General features: G+C 57.3%; 12 protein-coding genes. 10 read left to right on the top strand and 2 right to left on the bottom strand.

The window, feature by feature from the left end:
- Positions 1 to 28: 28 nt before the first annotated feature.
- The 3 genes from lpdA to lipA all read left to right on the top strand — a co-directional run bounded on the left by lpdA (position 29) and on the right by lipA (position 4,978).
- Complete coding sequence (lpdA, locus tag BFV97_RS04550) at positions 29 to 1,423, top strand: dihydrolipoyl dehydrogenase (RefSeq protein WP_069299169.1); 1,395 nt, start codon at positions 29 to 31, stop codon at positions 1,421 to 1,423.
- A 222-nt stretch (positions 1,424 to 1,645) separates the two neighbouring features.
- Positions 1,646 to 3,853, top strand: a complete 2,208-nt coding sequence (katG, locus tag BFV97_RS04545; protein ID WP_069299168.1) for a catalase/peroxidase HPI — start codon at positions 1,646 to 1,648, stop codon at positions 3,851 to 3,853.
- A gap of 171 nt (positions 3,854 to 4,024) precedes the next feature.
- Complete coding sequence (lipA, locus tag BFV97_RS04540; protein WP_069299167.1) at positions 4,025 to 4,978, top strand: lipoyl synthase; 954 nt, start codon at positions 4,025 to 4,027, stop codon at positions 4,976 to 4,978.
- Positions 4,979 to 5,027: 49 nt separating this feature from the next.
- Here lipA and BFV97_RS04535 read toward each other — a convergent pair whose 3' ends face one another.
- Positions 5,028 to 5,939 (bottom strand): c-type cytochrome, encoded by a 912-nt coding sequence (locus BFV97_RS04535; RefSeq protein ID WP_069299166.1) that lies wholly within the window; start codon positions 5,937 to 5,939, stop codon positions 5,028 to 5,030.
- 148 nt (positions 5,940 to 6,087) lie between these two features.
- On the opposite strand from BFV97_RS04535, the gene guaB reads away from it, so the two are divergent.
- The 3 genes from guaB to BFV97_RS04520 all read left to right on the top strand — a co-directional run bounded on the left by guaB (position 6,088) and on the right by BFV97_RS04520 (position 10,566).
- On the top strand, positions 6,088 to 7,542 hold the full coding sequence (gene guaB, locus BFV97_RS04530) for an IMP dehydrogenase (RefSeq protein WP_069299165.1): 1,455 nt from the start codon (positions 6,088 to 6,090) through the stop codon (positions 7,540 to 7,542).
- Positions 7,543 to 7,545: 3 nt separating this feature from the next.
- On the top strand, positions 7,546 to 8,715 hold the full coding sequence (locus tag BFV97_RS04525) for an RsmB/NOP family class I SAM-dependent RNA methyltransferase (protein ID WP_069299164.1): 1,170 nt from the start codon (positions 7,546 to 7,548) through the stop codon (positions 8,713 to 8,715).
- Between the two features lie 75 nt (positions 8,716 to 8,790).
- Positions 8,791 to 10,566 (top strand): hybrid sensor histidine kinase/response regulator, encoded by a 1,776-nt coding sequence (locus BFV97_RS04520; protein WP_069299163.1) that lies wholly within the window; start codon positions 8,791 to 8,793, stop codon positions 10,564 to 10,566.
- Between the two features lie 12 nt (positions 10,567 to 10,578).
- Here the strand turns inward: BFV97_RS04520 and BFV97_RS04515 are convergent, their stop codons facing one another.
- Positions 10,579 to 11,181, bottom strand: coding sequence for a sulfotransferase family protein (locus BFV97_RS04515; RefSeq protein WP_069299162.1), 603 nt, complete (start codon positions 11,179 to 11,181; stop codon positions 10,579 to 10,581).
- A 192-nt stretch (positions 11,182 to 11,373) separates the two neighbouring features.
- On the opposite strand from BFV97_RS04515, the gene recA reads away from it, so the two are divergent.
- The 4 genes from recA to BFV97_RS04495 all read left to right on the top strand — a co-directional run bounded on the left by recA (position 11,374) and on the right by BFV97_RS04495 (position 15,855).
- On the top strand, positions 11,374 to 12,450 hold the full coding sequence (gene recA, locus BFV97_RS04510) for a recombinase RecA (RefSeq protein ID WP_069299161.1): 1,077 nt from the start codon (positions 11,374 to 11,376) through the stop codon (positions 12,448 to 12,450).
- A gap of 184 nt (positions 12,451 to 12,634) precedes the next feature.
- Entirely contained in the window at positions 12,635 to 15,286 is a 2,652-nt protein-coding gene (alaS, locus tag BFV97_RS04505) for an alanine--tRNA ligase (protein ID WP_069299160.1), read from the top strand.
- Positions 15,287 to 15,571 carry a DUF1330 domain-containing protein gene (locus BFV97_RS04500; RefSeq protein ID WP_069299159.1) on the top strand — a complete coding sequence of 95 codons (285 nt, stop codon included), beginning with the start codon at positions 15,287 to 15,289 and terminating at the stop codon, positions 15,569 to 15,571. It abuts the gene before it with no gap.
- Positions 15,571 to 15,855, top strand: coding sequence for a DUF1330 domain-containing protein (locus tag BFV97_RS04495; protein ID WP_069299158.1), 285 nt, complete (start codon positions 15,571 to 15,573; stop codon positions 15,853 to 15,855). The genes BFV97_RS04500 and BFV97_RS04495 overlap by 1 nt, the downstream gene beginning before the upstream one ends.
- Positions 15,856 to 15,859 lie beyond the last annotated feature (4 nt).

The raw sequence follows: 15,859 nt of genomic DNA, 5'->3' as shown, positions 1-15,859 counted from the left end.
ACCTTGAACCAATTCTGCGAGGACGAGAATGGCCGACACCCAGTTTGATATGATTGTGATAGGCGCAGGGCCGGGCGGCTATGTCTGCGCGATCCGCGGGGCGCAAAACGGTTTGAAGGTTGCCGTGGTTGAGCGGGAACATCTGGGCGGCATCTGTCTGAACTGGGGCTGTATCCCGACCAAAGCGCTGCTGCGCTCTTCCGAAGTGTTCCATCTGATGCACCGCGCCAAGGAATTCGGCCTTAAGGCGGAAGGCATTGATTACGATCTCGAAGCGGTGGTTAAACGGTCCCGCGGGGTGGCCAAGCAACTGTCGGGCGGTGTCGGGCATCTGTTAAAAAAGAACAAAGTCACAGTTGTGATGGGTGCTGCGAAACTGGCAGGCAAGGGCAAGGTTCTTGTCACCAATAACGATGGCGAGCAGACCCTTTCGGCAAAGAACATCGTTGTCGCCACGGGTGCACGCGCCCGCGAACTGCCGGGGTTGGAGGCTGACGGCGAACGGGTCTGGACCTACCGCCATGCGCTGAACCCGCCCCACATGCCCAAAAAACTGCTGGTGATCGGCTCGGGTGCAATCGGCATCGAGTTTGCCAGTTTCTTCAACACTTTGGGCACAGATACCACCGTTGTCGAGGTCATGGACCGTGTGCTGCCCGTGGAAGATGAGGAAATCTCCAAACACGCCAAAAAGCAGTTTGAAAAACAGGGCATGACCATCATGGAGAAATCCACGGTCAAGAAACTGGACCGCTCCAAGGGCAAGGTTACGGCCCATATCGAAAAAGGTGGCAAGACGGAAAAACTGGAATTTGACACGGTTATTTCCGCTGTAGGAATTGTTGGCAATGTAGAAGGGCTCGGGCTGGAGGAAGCGGGGATCAAGGTGGATCGCACCCATGTGATCACTGACGAATATTGCCGCACGGCCGCAGACGGGGTGTTTGCCATCGGGGACATCGCCGGAGCGCCCTGGCTTGCCCACAAAGCCAGCCACGAAGGTGTCATGGTGGCGGATCTGGTGGCGGGCAAACATGCCCATCCGGTCAAACCCGAAAGCATTGCAGGCTGCACCTATTGCCACCCGCAGGTGGCCAGTGTCGGTCTGACCGAAGCCAAGGCCAAAGAAGCGGGCTACGAGATAAAAGTCGGGCGCTTCCCCTTTATCGGCAACGGCAAGGCCATCGCACTGGGCGAACCGGAGGGCATGGTGAAAACCGTCTTTGACGCCAAAACCGGAGAGCTGCTGGGCGCCCATATGGTTGGCGCAGAAGTGACGGAGCTGATTCAGGGCTATATTGTGGGCCGTCAGTTGGAAACCACCGAAGAAGACCTGATGCAGACGGTCTTCCCCCATCCGACCCTGTCCGAAATGATGCACGAAAGCGTGCTCGACGCTTACGGGGCGGCGATCCACTTCTAAGGCTACTAATCTGACAAACGCAAAAGGCGGCTTTGGTCACTCCAAGCCGCCTTTTTTTATCCGCGCAATTCCATAGTCTTTAGTTATTAAAAGTATCAATTAATCAAACTTAATCTTCTCACATAACTGGGGTAAAACCGGTTCAGGATAAAAATCGGGATCGGCTGTTCGCTATGACAGTCGGCAGACCCGAAGGCTCTAACGACCCAACGGAGGGACATCATGGACGGAAATAACGTAAACTCGGGGGGCAAATGCCCCGTCATCCACGGCAGCACAAACGCGATGAGCCGTGGCACTGGCAATTCTTCTTGGTGGCCGAACCAGATCAACCTGCGAATTTTGAACCAGAACTCTATGGAATGCGATCCAATGGGGCCGGATTTCAATTACGCCGAGGAATTTCAAAAGCTGGATCTGGAGGCGCTGAAGAAGGATATTTATGCGCTGATGACGGATTCTCAGGACTGGTGGCCTGCGGATTACGGGCATTACGGTCCGTTTTTCATCCGCATGGCGTGGCACTCTGCCGGGACGTACCGGATGGGCGATGGCCGTGGCGGGGCGACTTCCGGCACGCAGCGGTTTGCGCCGCTGAACAGCTGGCCTGATAACGTACTGCTGGACAAGGCGCGCCGCTTGCTCTGGCCGATCAAACAGAAATATGGTCGCCAGATTTCTTGGGCCGATCTGATGATCCTGACCGGAAACTGCGCTTTGGAGTCTATGGGACTGAAAACATTCGGGTTTGCCGGTGGCCGCGCCGATATTTGGGAACCGGAAGAGGATATTTACTGGGGCACAGAGACCACCTGGCTCGGCGGTGACAAGCGTTACAGCGATGATCGCAAACTGGAAGATCCGCTCGCCGCTGTGCAGATGGGTCTGATCTATGTGAACCCTGAAGGACCGGACGGGAACCCTGATCCGCTGGCGTCGGCTTTTGACATTCGCGACACATTCGGGCGCATGGCCATGAACGACGAGGAAACTGTGGCGCTGGTCGCTGGTGGTCACACCTTCGGCAAGGCACATGGTGCGGGCACGGCCGATCATGTGGGTGCCGAACCGGAGGGTGCTGCGATAGAGGAACAGGGGCTTGGCTGGACCAGCAGCTTCCGCAGCGGCAAGGGTGTTGATACCATCGGCAGCGGGATTGAAGGGCCTTGGACCTCTAACCCGATCCAGTGGGACAATGGCTATTTCGAGGCGCTGTTCGGGAATGAGTGGCAACTGACCAAAAGCCCCGCCGGTGCCCATATCTGGGAAGCCAAAGACCTTCCGGCAGAGCATCACGCACCGCAGGTGGACGGCTCGGGTGAATCTGTGAAGCTGATGATGACCACAGCGGATATGGCGCTGCGGATGGATCCGGTTTACGAAAAGATCTCCCGTCGGTTCTACGAAAATCCCGAAGAATTTGCAGATGCTTTCGCCCGCGCATGGTTCAAACTGACCCACCGCGATATGGGGCCACGGGATTTGTATCTCGGGCCGGAGGTGCCACAGGAAGTGCTGATCTGGCAGGACCCGATTCCTGCTGTGGATCACGCGTTGATTGATGCGGATGACATTGCGGCATTGAAAGGCAAGATCCTTGCCTCCGGTCTGTCCATAAGCGAACTGGTCTCAACCGCTTGGGCCTCTGCCTCTACGTTCCGCGGGTCTGACAAACGGGGCGGTGCCAACGGTGCCCGTATCCGTCTTGCGCCGCAAAAGGATTGGGAAGTGAACCAGCCGGAGCAACTGGCGCGAGTGCTGGAAACGCTTGAAGGGGTTCAATCCACCTTTAATGCGGCCCAGAGCGGCGGCAAGAAAGTGTCTCTGGCCGATCTGATCGTGCTGGGTGGGTGTGCAGCCGTTGAACTGGCGGCACAAAATGCGGGCCATGTGGTTGAGGTGCCGTTTACCTCGGGCCGCATGGATGCGTCACTGGAACAAACGGATGTAGAGTCCTTTGATGTGCTGGAGCCCATCGTGGACGGATTCCGCAACTTCCAACGCAAACAGTATTCGGTTTCTCCCGAAGAACTGCTGGTGGACCGTGCGCAACTGCTGGGTCTGACAGCGCCGAAAATGACGCTGCTGGTGGGCGGCTTGCGGGTGCTTGGCGCCAACACAAACCAGTCGGACCACGGCGTGTTCACCGACCGCAAGGAAAGCCTGACAACGGATTTCTACGTGAACCTGCTGGATATGGCGACGGAGTGGAAAAAATCCGACGAGGAAGGCATTTATGAAGGCCGCGACCGCAAAACCGGCGAATTGCGCTGGACTGCAACCCGCGCCGATCTGGTGTTCGGTTCCAACTCGCAACTGCGGGCACTGGCCGAGGTTTACGCCAGCGAGGATGCAATAGATGCCTTCATCCCGAACTTCATCGCGGCATGGACCAAAGTGATGGATGCCGATCGCTTTGATGTGAAGTAATTCAGGTCTACTGCAAAGGCATCAAAGGGGCAGGGCCGCAAGGTTTTGCCCCTTTATTATTTCGTGAAAAGCGACTTCCGGCCTGCGCATACCGGCCTTGCGGAATCCCCACTGCTCCTGTTGCAAATACGGGCTAATATGGGGATAAAGGGGCAACCAAGGAAGGCTCTCATGCGCGATCTGAAAATCCCGTCTCAACGGCATCCCGAAAAAGCCAAGCGGCCCGACAACGCCCAGCCCAAGAAACCGGACTGGATCAGGGTCAAAGCGCCGACATCTAAGGGTTATTTTGAAACCCGCAACATCATGCGCGAGAACAAGCTCGTCACGGTCTGCGAAGAAGCCGGTTGCCCGAATGTGGGCGAATGCTGGTCGCAGGGCCACGCCACCATGATGATCATGGGCGAGGTCTGTACCCGCGCCTGCACATTCTGCAACATTGCAACCGGCAAACCGCCAGAGGATCTGGATGTGTTTGAACCGGGGCGTGTGGCGGCGGCGGTGAAAAAACTGGGTCTGAACCATGTGGTGATTACTTCGGTGGACCGCGACGACGTAGAGGACGGCGGCGCAGAGCATTTCGCCCAGACCATCCGTGCCGTACGCAAACAATCGCCTGATACGACGATTGAAATCCTGACACCGGACTTTATCCGCTGCGCCCCCGAAGCGCTGGAAGTGGTGGTTGCGGCCCGTCCGGATGTGTTCAACCATAACCTTGAAACGGTTCCGGGACTCTATCCCGAAGTGCGCCCCGGTGCGCGGTATTTCCATTCCCTGCGTCTGTTGCAGCGGGTTAAGGAACTCGACCCGTCGATGTTCACCAAATCGGGCATTATGGTTGGTCTCGGGGAAGACAAACAAGCGGTGATGCAGGTGATGGATGACATGCGGGCGGCCGATATTGATTTCATGACGATTGGCCAGTACCTGCAGCCAACGCCGAAACACCACGCGCTGGACCGGTTCGTAACGCCGGAAGAATTTGCAACCTATGAAAAGGCGGCCTACGGCAAAGGGTTCCTGATGGTTTCGGCCACACCGCTGACCCGCTCCAGCTATCACGCGGGGGATGATTTTGCCCGCCTGCGGGAGTCGCGGAATAAGGCGCTGGGGCTGGCCTAAGCCGCCCCTGCGGATTTATCCGCGATTTATTTACTGTTCGCGCGCAGAGTTATTCTGCGCGCGCAAGCGGTTCCAGTCGCTTCAGATAGGCCGCAATCGCTGCGTGATCTTCGGGGGGCAGCAGTTTGGTGTTCTCCACCACATCCGCCATTTGCCCGCCAGCTACGTCAAATTCCGGCGTGAAGCCTGAATTGAGATAGGTCACAATATCCACCACAGCCCAGCCACCGATTCCGTCATCATGGGGGGTGATGTTTGGGATGCGTCCCTTGCCATCCGGGTTCGGTCCACCCGCCATCCAGCGGCTGCGATCCATGCCGCCAATGGCATTGCGCGGCGTGTGGCATTCGGCGCAATGGCCCATCGCCTCGACCAGATAACGGCCACGGGTTTCTTCTTCGCTCAGGTCGCCGTCCAGTGCCCAGCCCTTGCCTGCAAAGAGAAATTTCCACCCCCCGAGCGAACGGCGGATATTGAAGGGAAACCCGACCTCATGGGGGATGTTCGGCGTTTCTACAGCGGGCAGGGTTTTGAAGTAGGCGTAAAGATCAGCCAGATCGGACAGGCCCATGTTTTCATAAGTGGTATAGGGGAAGGCCGGATAGTAATGGCTGCCCTCTGGCGAGGTTCCGTAGCTGACCGCATTGGCAAATTCCCCAAAGGACCAATCACCGATACCGTATTGCACACTTTGCGAGATGTTCGGGGCGTGGAAGGTGCCAAAATCGGTTTCAAAGGCCAACCCGCCCGACAGCGCCAGCTTGTCCGCGCCCTCGGCCCCCTTAGCCGCATGACAGGACGCACAGCCCGCAGCCGCAAAAATCCGCGCGCCTTTTCCGGCGTCCCCTGTGACAGATGCCAGCGCCTCGGCGTTCCAGACCTTGGGCGTTGTGATCCACCAGAACACGCCAGCGCCTGCCACAACCCCGACCAGACCCAATCCGACTATTTTTCCCAACATCCGTTTTTCCGATTTTACCTTGGTTTCCTGAAGGGTAGCCCCTAAGCCGTAATCCCTGCAATCCGATTTCTGTGATCGGGTCTTTTCTTTTCCCCAAACCCATGAGATAGGGACGTGCCAACAGCGGTATTCCAGCAGGAGATATGCAATGGAGATTCGTGAGGCCCTTACCTTTGATGATGTACTCTTGGTGCCAGGTGCGTCCAATGTCTTGCCAGCCACGGCAGACACCAGAACCTTTGTCACCAAGTCCATCCCCCTGAACATCCCCTTGCTGAGTTCGGCAATGGACACAGTCACCGAAGCGCGGATGGCGATTGCAATGGCGCAATACGGCGGCATGGGGATTTTGCACCGGAACCTGACGCTCGACGAACAGCAAAAAGAAGTGCGTCGCGTCAAACGGTTTGAAAGCGGAATTGTTTACAATCCTGTCACTCTGCGGCCCGACCAGACTTTGGGCGATGCAAAGGCCCTGCAGGAACGCTACCGCGTTACCGGATTTCCGGTTGTTGATGAAAAGGGCCGCATTCTTGGCATTGTCACCAACCGCGACATGCGGTTTGCCGATGCGGATGACACGCCGGTCCACACCATGATGACAGGGGACAATCTGGCCATTCTGCGCGAACCTGCCGATCTGTCCGAAGCCCGTTCCATGATGCACGCGCGGCGGATCGAAAAGCTGCTGGTGGTGGATGGTGACAACAAATTAACCGGCCTGCTGACGATCAAGGACATCGAGCAGGCGGTTTTGAACCCGCAGGCGTGTAAGGATGACCGTGGGCGCCTTCGGGTTGGTGCGGCCTCGACCGTTGGGGATGCAGGCTATGAACGTTCGGTCCAACTGATCGAAGCGGGGGTTGACCTGCTGGTGATCGACACCGCCCACGGCCATTCCGCCAGCGTCTCCGAAGCGGTATCGCGGATCAAAGCCTATAATAATGACGTGCAGGTTGTGGCAGGCAATGTCGCCACCGCCGAGGCCACCCGCGCCCTGATCGACGCCGGTGCCGATGCGGTGAAAGTGGGGATCGGGCCGGGGTCTATCTGTACCACACGGATCGTTGCCGGTGTGGGCGTGCCGCAACTTACAGCCATCGACGATTGTGCCTCTGAGGGCGCAAAGACCGGCACGCCAATCATTGCGGATGGCGGGATCAAATTCTCGGGCGATTTTGCCAAGGCGATTGCCGCAGGCGCATCCTGTGCGATGGTCGGCTCTATGCTGGGCGGCACGGACGAGGCCCCCGGCGAGGTGATCCTCTATCAGGGCCGCAGCTACAAATCCTTCCGCGGTATGGGCTCTGTCGGGGCGATGGCGCGGGGATCTGCGGACCGGTACTTCCAGAAAGAGGTGACAGCGGAGAAACTGGTGCCCGAAGGGATCGAAGGGCAGGTGCCCTATAAAGGTCCGGCGGGCACAGTGATTCACCAGATGATCGGGGGGCTGCGGGCAGCGATGGGCTATACCGGCAGTGCGACCATCGAAGAGATGCGATCCGAATGTAAATTTGTGCGGATTTCCGGTGCGGGCCTGAAAGAAAGCCACGTACATGACGTGCAGATCACGCGCGAAAGCCCGAACTACAGGGTCGGTTAAGCCATGACACCTGCCGCGCGTTACGCCGCCGCAATAGAGGTTCTGGACGGTTTCCTGTCGGGCGAACCGGCCGAGAAGTTGCTGTCCAACTGGGCGCGGCGCAACCGTTACGCGGGCAGCAAGGACCGTGCGGCGGTGCGTGACATTGTGTTTGACTCTTTACGCAATCTTAACAGCTTTGCGGCATTGTCCGGCTTGGGGCAGGGTCGGGGCATTGCGCTTGGCCATTGCATTGCTGCGGGGCATGCTCCTGCGGATATTTTCAACGGTGTCGGTTATGCTCCGGCACCGCTGGTGGAATCAGAGTATCGCGCGATCGAAGCTGCGCAAGCCGATCCGGCTACAGTAATAGACTTGCCGGACTGGTTGGTTGAGGTGTTCAAAACCGATCTGGGGGTGGATGCGGGGCCTACTGCTGCTGCATTGTGCGACCGTGCGCCCGTGGACCTGCGGGTGAATCTTGCCAAAACCACACGGGACAGCGCCGCCCGTACCTTGGCGGCTGAAGACATAATAACCGAGCCGGTCGCGGGCGTTCCAACAGCGCTGCGGGTTCTGAAAAATCCCCGTCGTGTGGCGGGATCAAAAGCCTATCAATCCGGTCAGGTCGAATTGCAGGATGCAGCGTCGCAGGCGCTGGTCCAGATGCTTGACCTCAAAGACGGACAGAGCGTGCTGGACTATTGCGCCGGCGGTGGCGGTAAAACGCTGGCTATGGCGGCGCAAGCCCCCCGCGCTAAATTGTCGGCTTGGGACATCAGCCAGCCCCGTCTTAGGCCGCTGGAAGAACGGGCGAAACGGGCCGGTGCGCAGGTGAAACTGCTGTCAGCTAAGCCCATGCAGGCCCGGTTTGATCTTGTTCTGGTGGATGCGCCCTGTTCAGGGTCCGGCGCATGGCGGCGCAATCCCGAAGGCAAATGGCGCTTGCAGGCAGAGGGGTTGCAGGCACTTGCCAAACTTCAGGCAGAGATTCTGTCCGAAGCCAGTCAATTGGTGGTACCGGGGGGCATATTGGCCTATGGCACCTGTTCCGTGCTGACGCGGGAAAATACCGAAGTGGTTAACGAATTTTTAAGCAGGCACAGTGATTATCAGTTGCAAATATCCCGCAGCTTCGCGCTCAACCAACCGGGGGACGGATTCTTCTGTTCAATTCTCCATAAACAACTTTGACGTGTATTGTCACTATGTTACATTCCATATGGGACGGTGAAGGGTCGGGTTTTGATTTTAGGGCTGGGGGGCTTTATGAATCTTTTCAAAATTCCGCATAATGTAACGATATTGGCGCTAATCTGGATTGTCGGCACCAGTCTTGGCCTGATGTGGTTGATGCCCGATCCGGTCGCATGGTTTGGAATCATCGCCTTTCTTGGCGGGTTTGGTCTGGTTCTGGTGGCGCGCAGGCAGAGCTACTTCGCGGCGCAACATGCTGACCTGAAACAAGAGTTTGTGCCTGTTCTGCCGCCGGTCCAGAAGGAATTCAGCGCACCGGAACCCGCGCTTGCCCCGATCAGCGAAACATTGATTGCTGAAAAAATGCAGCAGTTGTTTGATCGCCTTCCCATCGCGCTTGTCCAGATCGACAGTCGTGGACGTGTCGGGCAATCCAACGCCGCCGCACGGGAGTTCCTGCGGCTGGAACCGGCAGAATCACCCTTGTTCGATAGTTTGGTCGAAGGCATGGGGCGCAGCGTGTCGGCGTGGATTCAATCATCGCGCGATGTTCAAGAGCCGACCAGCCCTGAAATGGTGCAGGTCCGCCGCTCTCTTGGAGAGGAGATTTTGCAGGTTACCCTGATGCCGCCACCCGTGGCCGGACAGGGTGGTTTGATCGCCACGTTAAGTGACGCTACAGAATTGAAATCTTTGGAAGCGCAATTCGTACAAAGCCAGAAAATGCAGGCTATAGGCCAGCTTGCCGGTGGTGTGGCCCATGATTTCAACAATCTTTTAACCGCAATTTCAGGCTATTGCGACCTGATGTTGCTGCGTCATGAAAAAGGCGACCCGGACTATAACGACCTGATCCAGATCACCCAGAACGCCAATCGCGCCGCCGCTCTGGTGGGGCAGTTGCTGGCGTTTTCCCGCAAACAAACGTTGCAGCCCAAAGTCATTTCGGTGAATGAGACCCTCTCTGACCTGACCCATCTTCTCAGCCGGCTTCTGGGCGAAAAGGTGCAGCTGAATGCGGAATACGGCAAGGATCTGCCCCGCGCCTTTGTGGATGGTCGCCAGATCGAGCAGGTCATTCTGAACCTTGTAGTAAACGCGCGGGATGCGATGCCCGACGGTGGAGAGGTGAGTATCAAAAGCGGAATGCGCGTCTACGACCGGCCAACCCGCGTGGATCGTGCGCTGGTGCCAAAGGGAACTTATGTAACCGTCAGTGTCGCGGATACGGGCAGCGGTATCCATCCCGAACATATGGAAAAACTGTTTGAACCCTTCTTTACCACCAAGGATGTGGGCGATGGCACGGGGCTGGGGCTGTCGATGGCCTATGGTATCGTAAAACAGACCTCCGGCTTTATTTTCGCCAAAAGCACCGTGGGGGAGGGATCGGAATTTACCCTGCTGCTGCCCGCCCATGACGGACGGGAAAAATCCGAAGTCACCACCAAATCGAGCCACCGAACTCCGGCCAAAAGCCTGAACGGGCTGTCTGTCATGCTGGTCGAAGACGAAGCCCCGGTCCGCACGTTTGTCGCCCGCGCTCTTGCGATGCAGGGGGTGCGCGTGACCGAAGCCTCTTCCGCAGAAATCGCGCTGGAAAAGCTGCAAGATGCTGATTTGCATGTGGATTTAATTGTCTCTGACGTGGTGATGCCGGGGATGGACGGGCCCACATGGGTGGTGAAAGCGCAAGAGAGCAGACCGGACGTAAGCGTGATTTTCGTCTCCGGCTACGCCGAAGAAAACTTCACATCAGAATACGGCGAAATCCCCAACGCCCATTTCCTGCCCAAGCCGTTCTCCCTGAAACAACTGACAGAAACCGTCCGCGATCTGGCGGCTTGACGCGGGGGCAAATCACCCCTCCGGTGACAGTCTCGCGTAAAGCTCGAAGTCTTGCGCATAGGCGTTTTGGTATTCGGCCAGCAGTGCAGGGCTGAGGGTGATTTCTGCCTTGGGCGACTGGTTCGCCCGTCCAAGTGTGAACTGGCGGTTCAGGCGGTTTTGCAAAAAGCGCACCAGCCCGTCCATATCATCATAGCGGAACAGATGGGACAGGCCGAGCGCGCCGTCTTTATCCGACATGAATTTAGCTTGCGAGCCGACGCGGGCAAACTCCGGTGGATTGTCGGACAGATAGGCCGCGACAAATTCATCGAAACTGACACCGGCAGTTGAATTGGCAGCGCCGTTCAATTCCTCGCGCGAGCGGTAGCGGTACCAGCTACCGAGCCACTCCACAGGCTCGCGGATCACCGCGACCGTGTCGGGCTCATCCTTGGTTAACGTCATGATAAACGGTTCAAGCAGCCGCTGGTATTTGCGATAGGGGGTGTGTTTCGCGTTGGGCACTTTGGAAATGCGAATGTCGCAATTGGGCCCGAGCGCCATTTCAATCGACGTCGAAGCGGTTTTGGGCGTTGCAAAGAACACCAGCTTTTCCTTGAGGAAGACCATCATCCGGTTTAGTTGCCCCTGTTCAACTTAAAACTGTACCTCGTTTACCATTCATAAACATTCGTCGCGGATAGTTAAATTGAAAATATTACTTGAAATGTTCCTGTTTTGATCTCATATACGATGGGAGAACAAGAGGCGAACATCAGCAGCGATTGCCGAGTCTCCGGCGATGTGAAATAAGGGATGTCAAAGATGGCTACAAACCTACTCGATTTAACTGAAAGACAGTCCATGGATAAGCAAAAAGCACTGGAATCAGCCCTTGGGCAGATCGAACGGCAGTTCGGCAAAGGCTCTATCATGAAATTGGGCGCGAATCCTGTGATGGATGTGGAGGCGACCTCTACAGGGTCCATCGGGCTGGATATTGCGCTGGGGATCGGTGGCATTCCAAAGGGGCGGATTATTGAAATCTATGGCCCTGAAAGCTCCGGTAAGACGACTCTGACCCTGCATTGCATTGCCGAAGAGCAGAAAAAAGGCGGCGTTTGCGCCTTTGTGGATGCGGAACATGCGCTGGATCCGACCTACGCCAAAAAACTGGGTGTGGATCTGGACGAACTGCTGATCTCGCAGCCGGACGCGGGCGAACAGGCGCTGGAAATCACCGATACGCTGGTGCGGTCGGGTGCGGTTTCGATGGTTGTTGTCGATTCGGTCGCGGCGCTGACGCCGAAATCCGAGTTGGAAGGGGATATGGGCGACCATCAGGTCGGCGCACAGGCCCGCCTTATGAGTCAGGCCATGCGGAAGCTGACAGGCTCTATCAGCAAATCCAAATGCACCGTGATCTTCATTAACCAGATTCGTATGAAGATTGGTGTGATGTTTGGCTCTCCGGAAACCACGTCCGGTGGCAACGCGCTGAAATTCTACTCCTCTGTGCGTCTGGACATCCGCCGCACCGGCGCGATCAAGGACCGCGACGAAGTGGTTGGCAATGCGACCCGTGTCAAAATCGTCAAGAACAAGGTGGCCCCGCCGTTTAAACAGGTGGAATTCGATATTATGTATGGCGAGGGCATCTCCAAGCGGGGTGAATTGGTCGATCTGGGTGTCAAGGCCGGTATCGTCGAGAAATCCGGCTCCTGGTTTTCTTACGGGGACCAGCGGATCGGGCAGGGGCGGGAGAACGCCAAGAACTTCCTGCGGGACAATCCGCAAACCGCTTGGGAGATCGAGGATAAAATCCGCGCTTCTCACGGGCTGGATTTTGACATGCCAAAACCCGCTGCCGATGAGGGCGGGGATGATGTGATCGAAGGTTAGGATTTGACGCGTCCGCCGGGGCCTCCGGCGGGAGTATTTTGGGAACATTGAAACTGTTCCGAGTGCGCCGCAGGCTTTGTCTGCGGCGCTTTGCGTTCGGGGGTCCTAAATGGGATGTGGACAGAATGCACAGGCAGGGTATAACCGCCCCTGATAATTTTCCCAAGACTGCAAAGGCATACACATGGTTGGCGTAAACGATATCCGCAGCACGTTTCTGTCCTATTTTGAGAAGAACGGCCATGCGGTTGTAGACAGCTCTCCGCTGGTGCCGCGCAATGACCCGACGCTGATGTTTGTCAATTCCGGTATGGTGCAGTTCAAGAACCTGTTCACCGGCGCGGAAACGCGGGATTACAAACGGGCGACTTCGGCGCAGAAATGTGTGCGTGCGGGCGGCAAGCACAACGATCTGGATAATGTGGGGTATACAGCGCGTCACCATACGTTTTTCGAGATGCTGGGGAATTTTTCCTTCGGGGATTATTTCAAGGAAGAGGCAATTCCGTTCGCGTGGAATTTGATCACGGAAGAATTTGGCATCGACAAATCCCGTCTGGTGACAACTGTTTACCACACCGATGACGAAGCTTTTGCGATCTGGAAGAAACTGGGCGTGCCTGAGGACCGGATCATCCGCATCGCGACCTCTGATAACTTCTGGCAGATGGGGCCTACGGGTCCGTGTGGTCCTTGTACCGAAATTTTCTACGACCACGGCGATCACATTTGGGGCGGACCTCCCGGTTCTGCCGAAGAAGACGGCGACCGGTTTATTGAGATCTGGAACGTCGTTTTCATGCAGAACGAGCAGTTCGAGGACGGTTCCATGCGGGAACTGGATATGCAGAGCATCGACACCGGCATGGGGCTGGAGCGGATTGCAGCCTTGTTGCAAGGCAGCCATGACAACTATGATACCGATCTGTTCAAAGCGCTGATCGAGGCATCGGCACAGGGCACCGGCGTGAACCCTTACGGGGACCAGAACGTGCATCACCGTGTGATTGCGGATCACCTGCGCTCTACCTCTTTCCTGATTGCGGACGGTGTTCTGCCGTCAAACGAGGGGCGCGGTTATGTTCTGCGCCGGATCATGCGCCGTGCCATGCGTCATGCCCATTTGCTGGGGGCGAAAGATCCGTTGATGTATCGTCTTGTGCCCGAACTGGTGCGTCAGATGGGACAGGCCTATCCGGAATTGGGCCGTGCCCAACCGATGATCGAAGAAACCTTGCTGCTTGAAGAAACCCGTTTCCGCACCACGCTGGATCGCGGGTTGAAGCTGCTGGATGCGGAACTGGAAGGCATGGCCGAAGGGCAGGCGCTGGAAGGGGAAACCGCGTTCAAGCTTTACGATACATACGGTTTCCCGCTGGATCTGACACAGGATGCGCTGCGGGAGAGGGGTGTTGAAGTGGACACCGACGGGTTTAACGCAGCGATGGAAGCGCAGAAAGCCAAGGCGCGGGCAGCCTGGTCCGGTTCGGGCGAGGCAGCGGATGAATCGGTCTGGTTTGATGTGGCCGATGCAGAAGGCTCTACCGAATTTCTGGGCTATGATACTGAAGAAGCCGAAGGCCAGATCCGCGCGGTTGTTGTGGATGGCAAACCAGTAGAACGAGCCGAATCCGGCGCTGCGGTTGAGCTGGTGCTGAACCAGACGCCATTTTATGCGGAAAGCGGCGGTCAGGTGGGGGACACAGGCGTAATCAAAACCGCCGGTGGTGTCGTCCGCGTGTCTGATGTGAAAAAGAAGGCCGGAGTGTTTGTGCATATCGGTACGGTCAGCGAAGGGGCAGTCGCCAAGGGCGATGCGGCGGAACTGGTGGTGGATCACGACCGGCGCAGTGCCATCCGCGCCAATCACTCTGCCACGCACCTGCTGCATGAGGCTTTGCGGATTGCCCTTGGCGATCATGTGGCGCAGCGCGGGTCGTTGAATGCAGAGGACCGTCTGCGCTTTGATTTCAGCCACTCCAAAGCCCTGAACCTCGAAGAACTGGGGCAGGTGGAGCGGGAGGTGAACGCCTATATTCGCCAGAACTCTCCGGTGGATACGCGGATCATGACACCGGATGAGGCCCGCGAACTGGGCGCTCAGGCGCTGTTTGGCGAGAAATACGGCGATGAAGTACGGGTCGTGTCCATGGGACAGCTTGAGGGCAGCGGCAAGGGGAGTGACAAACGCACCTATTCGCTGGAGCTTTGTGGCGGCACCCATGTGCGGCGCACCGGCGACATCGGCGCATTTGTATTGCTGGGCGACAGTGCCAGCAGTTCCGGTGTGCGCCGGATCGAGGCGCTGACCGGACAGGCGGCGCAGGATTATCTGCGCGGGCAGGATCACCTGCTGGCCGAAGCTGCACTGGCGCTGAAGGTACCGGCGAGCGATGTGCCTGCACGGATCAAAGCCTTGCAGGACGAACGTAAGGCGCTTCAGAACGAAGTGGCGGAACTGCGCAAACAGGCCGCTATGGGCGGTGCCGGTGGCGGCTCGGACGCAGAGGAGGTGAACGGGGTTCCCTTCCTTGGCCAGATACTGGCGGATGTGCCGGGCAAGGATCTGCGCGGCTTGATCGACGAGCATAAAAAACGCCTTGGCAGCGGCGCAATCCTGCTGATTTCCGGTGCAGGTGGCAAGGCGGCGGTGGCTGCAGGGGTAACGGACGACTTGACGGACCGCATTTCGGCGGTTGATCTGGTCAAGGCGGCTGCAGCGGCTTTGGGCGGCAAGGGTGGCGGTGGCCGTCCCGATATGGCGCAGGCCGGTGGTCCGTCTGCGGATAATGCAGAAGCTGCTATCAAGGCGGCCAAAGAAATTCTGGAGGGTTAAATGACTGTTTACACAATGGCGCATATAGATGTGCATGACGAAGAAGAATACGCACGCTACGCCGAACTGGCCGGTCCTGCGGTGCAACAATATGGCGGTGTGTTTCTGGCGCGCGGCGGCGAAACTGTTGTGATGGAAGGTCAGGCGCGGTCGCGCAACGTGATCATCCAGTGGCCGGATATGGACACAGCCAAGGCGTTTTACAACGGTCCGGAATACCAGCGTGCGCTGAGCCACGGTCTGCCAGCAGCGGATCGCGACTATATCTTTGTTGAGGGCGTGTAATGGCGGCTTATGTCATCGCCCAGATCGAGGTGACGAACCTTGAAGGCTATATGGAATATGCCAGCCAGACGGTTGCCTGTGCCGAAAAATTCGGCGGGCGCTTTCTGGTAAAGGGTGGTGATGCGGAATGGATCGAAGGTGACGGGCCTGCGCGCAATGTGGTGATCGAGTTTGACAGCACAGAGGCGGCCAAGACCTTTTATTATTCTGACGAGTATCAGAAAATCCTGCCTCTCGCGCTGGATAATTCCAACCGTTCCATGGTTCTGGTTGAGGGCGTCTAAGTCT

Origin of the sequence: Neptunicoccus sediminis (assembly GCF_001719615.1) — a bacterium.
GTDB lineage: Bacteria > Pseudomonadota > Alphaproteobacteria > Rhodobacterales > Rhodobacteraceae > Amylibacter > Amylibacter sediminis.
Note: the sequence above shows the minus strand (reverse complement) of the source record. Positions and strands in the feature narration are given on the sequence as shown.

Coding starts and splice junctions, on each gene's coding strand:
- lpdA (WP_069299169.1), top strand. CDS start 29: ATGGCCGACACCCAGTTTGATATGATTGTGATAGGCGCAGGGCCGGGC.
- katG (WP_069299168.1), top strand. CDS start 1,646: ATGGACGGAAATAACGTAAACTCGGGGGGCAAATGCCCCGTCATCCAC.
- lipA (WP_069299167.1), top strand. CDS start 4,025: ATGCGCGATCTGAAAATCCCGTCTCAACGGCATCCCGAAAAAGCCAAG.
- BFV97_RS04535 (WP_069299166.1), bottom strand. CDS start 5,939: ATGTTGGGAAAAATAGTCGGATTGGGTCTGGTCGGGGTTGTGGCAGGC.
- guaB (WP_069299165.1), top strand. CDS start 6,088: ATGGAGATTCGTGAGGCCCTTACCTTTGATGATGTACTCTTGGTGCCA.
- BFV97_RS04525 (WP_069299164.1), top strand. CDS start 7,546: ATGACACCTGCCGCGCGTTACGCCGCCGCAATAGAGGTTCTGGACGGT.
- BFV97_RS04520 (WP_069299163.1), top strand. CDS start 8,791: ATGAATCTTTTCAAAATTCCGCATAATGTAACGATATTGGCGCTAATC.
- BFV97_RS04515 (WP_069299162.1), bottom strand. CDS start 11,181: ATGATGGTCTTCCTCAAGGAAAAGCTGGTGTTCTTTGCAACGCCCAAA.
- recA (WP_069299161.1), top strand. CDS start 11,374: ATGGCTACAAACCTACTCGATTTAACTGAAAGACAGTCCATGGATAAG.
- alaS (WP_069299160.1), top strand. CDS start 12,635: ATGGTTGGCGTAAACGATATCCGCAGCACGTTTCTGTCCTATTTTGAG.
- BFV97_RS04500 (WP_069299159.1), top strand. CDS start 15,287: ATGACTGTTTACACAATGGCGCATATAGATGTGCATGACGAAGAAGAA.
- BFV97_RS04495 (WP_069299158.1), top strand. CDS start 15,571: ATGGCGGCTTATGTCATCGCCCAGATCGAGGTGACGAACCTTGAAGGC.